At 55.3% G+C, this 2,688-nt stretch carries 3 protein-coding genes; 1 reads left to right on the forward strand and 2 read right to left on the reverse strand.

The genetic code is table 11. The annotated features are described in order from the left end of the window. The first annotated feature begins 567 nt into the window (after positions 1-567). On the forward strand, positions 568-1,473 hold the full coding sequence (locus tag VMW13_06275; GenBank protein ID HUV44419.1) for a phosphoribosylaminoimidazolesuccinocarboxamide synthase: 906 nt from the start codon (positions 568-570) through the stop codon (positions 1,471-1,473). Positions 1,474-1,730: 257 nt separating this feature from the next. On the opposite strand, the gene hisB is transcribed toward VMW13_06275, so the two are convergent. Further along, positions 1,731-2,318 (reverse strand): imidazoleglycerol-phosphate dehydratase HisB, encoded by a 588-nt coding sequence (gene hisB, locus VMW13_06280; protein HUV44420.1) that lies wholly within the window; start codon positions 2,316-2,318, stop codon positions 1,731-1,733. Positions 2,319-2,322: 4 nt separating this feature from the next. Further along, a partial coding sequence (locus VMW13_06285; GenBank protein ID HUV44421.1) for an aminotransferase class I/II-fold pyridoxal phosphate-dependent enzyme occupies positions 2,323-2,688 on the reverse strand: 366 nt, incomplete at its 5' end.

Below are 2,688 nucleotides of genomic sequence, written 5' to 3' on the forward strand. Positions count from 1 at the left end.
CCATACTCAAGTCTCAATCCTCTGATGTTCTCTCCCATCATGTCTGCACCTCCTTACAGGCATAGTGTTATATTATCCCTCTGGATACTGGTCAAACGGTTGATGATGTGTATGTGACTATACTATCGTAACTTATGATTAGAGTCAACTCCAACTACTAGGGTTTGTGTGATTGTAGACACCTACAACTATAATACTCACGCACATGCTCACTCATTCTCTTAAGTACACACTGTTCTTGCATTAGTACAACTCGGTAGGTGAGTAGGTACCGCAGCAGTTCAGGCTTGAGAGGATGTTCAAGCAACGAAAGCAGGGTGTCATATTTACGCGTGACTCGTAGCTGGAAATTCTCGATAGGCAGGGTGTCATTCATGGTAGTTTCTGGACTTCAGACGCCGTTCTAGGTTCGGAATGGGCGGTACAGGACTCGAACCTGTGACCCCTTGCGTGGTAGGCAGGTGTTATTCGCACCTTATAGAGTGGCGTGTTACCAGGGTAATGACAGGTAGGGTTATTTCACCGGCTAGTCAATCGGGAGAGATTTATGCTATATTTTGGATAGTTATGGACGTATTGCTGAAGACAGAGTTGCCCCTGCCACCGTTCGTTCGCGGCAAGGTAAGGGATACCTACGAGCTCGGTGACAGGCTTCTGATAATCGCCACCGACCGTATTTCCGCTTTCGATGTTGTCCTGCCCTGCGGTATTCCCGACAAGGGACTGGTGCTCAACCAGCTATCCGCCTACTGGTTCCGGGAGACCGCCGAGTTTGTCGCCAACCATCTTATCGAAGTGGTCGAGGGCGTGGACTGCCTCGATGCCTACCTGCCGGTGAAAGACCGGTTTGCCTATCCCACCTATCTGACCGGACGTTCGATGGTTGTACGCAAGGTGGAGCGCATCTCCATCGAGTGTGTGGTCCGTGGCTACCTTGCCGGGTCCGGCTGGGCGGAATACCAGAAGAGCGGTTCTATCTGTGGAATCCCGTTGCCCGCGGGACTCCGGGAGAGCCAGGAGCTACCCGAGCCAATCTTCACCCCGACCACCAAAGCAGAAGAGGGGCATGACCTGCCTATGAGTATGGATGAGGTAAGAGGACAGATAGGCGAAGACCTGGCCGAAAAGCTCCGGGACAGGTGCATCACCCTCTACAACTTTGCGCGGGAGCGTGCCCGTACCAGGGGCATCATTATTGCCGATACCAAGATGGAGTTCGGCCTGGATAATGGTGAACTCGTGCTGATTGATGAGTTGCTGACCCCGGACTCGAGCCGTTTCTGGCCGGCCGACCGGTACCAGGTGGGAAGGTCACAGGCCAGCTATGACAAGCAACCGGTGCGCGACTGGCTGGAGGCCTCCGGGTGGGATAAGACACCGCCGGCGCCGATGCTGACCGATGACGTCATAGAGAGCACCACGCAGAAATACCGGGAAGCCTACCGCAAGCTCACCGGAGAAGACCTGGGTTAATACCAGGGTGCTGAAAAACCCTTTCGACCAATCCCCGTGCGGCCCATCTGGGCCGTCTGGGCCTTCCTGGCCAGGAAGGGGAAAATAATTTTATCTGGGGGGACACCGGCAGAATCTGGTTTCGGATTCTGCTAACGTCATTCTGTAAGAATGACGCCCGGACACCCCTGCCATAAGGGGGCGCCCCTCAGAAGGGGCGGAGCCTCTCTGGACTCTCCTTTTTCATCAGCCTGTTAGGCCGGGCTGAGAAAAACCCGCTATTCCAACCGCTCCTTGGTACTGGGGAGGCCACTGCCCAAGCGGTCGTCAGTCCGGGTGGCCATATCCAGGGCACGACCCAGCGCCTTGAACAACGCCTCGGCCTTGTGGTGGTCATTGACGCCGTAGACAATCCGGGCGTGCAGGTTCATTCTGGCCTCCGTGGCGAAGGACTCAAGGAAGTGACGTACGAGGTCGGTTGGGAACCCGAGCATGTCGTTGGCACTGAATGGCAGCTCCAGCACGGTGTATCCCCGGCCGCTGATATCGACGGCGACCATGGCCAGGGCATCGTCCATTGGCACAGAGGCATCGGCCATGCGTACAATGCCCCGCTTCTCACCAAGCGCCTCGCCCAGGGCCTTACCGAGACATATAGCGACGTCTTCGGCAAGGTGATGCTGGTCGTCCCCGGACGCACTTATCTCAAGGTCAAATCTGCCGTGTCGGGCTACCTGGGAGAGGAAGTGGTCCAGCATCTCGATACCGGTGGCTATCTGGTACTTGCCGGAACCGTCGATGACGAGTTCCAGTTTGATTTTAGTTTCTCCGGTCTCTCTTTCGACAATCGAACGTCTATCGGTCACGGCTTTAGCCTCCTATCTCGTGGAGTGTCCTGACCAGTGCATCGGTATCTTCCGGTCTACCCACACTGACCCGAATGTAGTCCTTCAGTAGCGGCTGGTCGAAGTAGCGTACCAGGATACCCTTATCCCGCAGTCTCCGGTGCAGTTCGACGGCCTTACCCCGGAGGACCTGGCAGAGAATGAAGTTGGCCACCGAGGGAATCGGTCGCAGCCATTCAATCTTCTTCAGCTCCTTGAAGAGCCGGTCTCTCTCGGTGACTATGGCCTTCACCCTTTCCATCAGATAGTCGATGTCCTTGAGGGATTCTTCCACGGCAATCCGGGCAGCGACATTGATATTGTACGGTATCTTGATTCTCAGTAAAAAGTC

It is taken from the genome of Dehalococcoidales bacterium, assembly GCA_035529395.1.
GTDB lineage: Bacteria > Chloroflexota > Dehalococcoidia > Dehalococcoidales > Fen-1064 > DUES01.

Bases quoted from the DNA above. Each gene is read 5' to 3' on its own strand.
- VMW13_06275 (HUV44419.1), top strand. From the start codon at position 568: ATGGACGTATTGCTGAAGACAGAGTTGCCCCTGCCACCGTTCGTTCGC.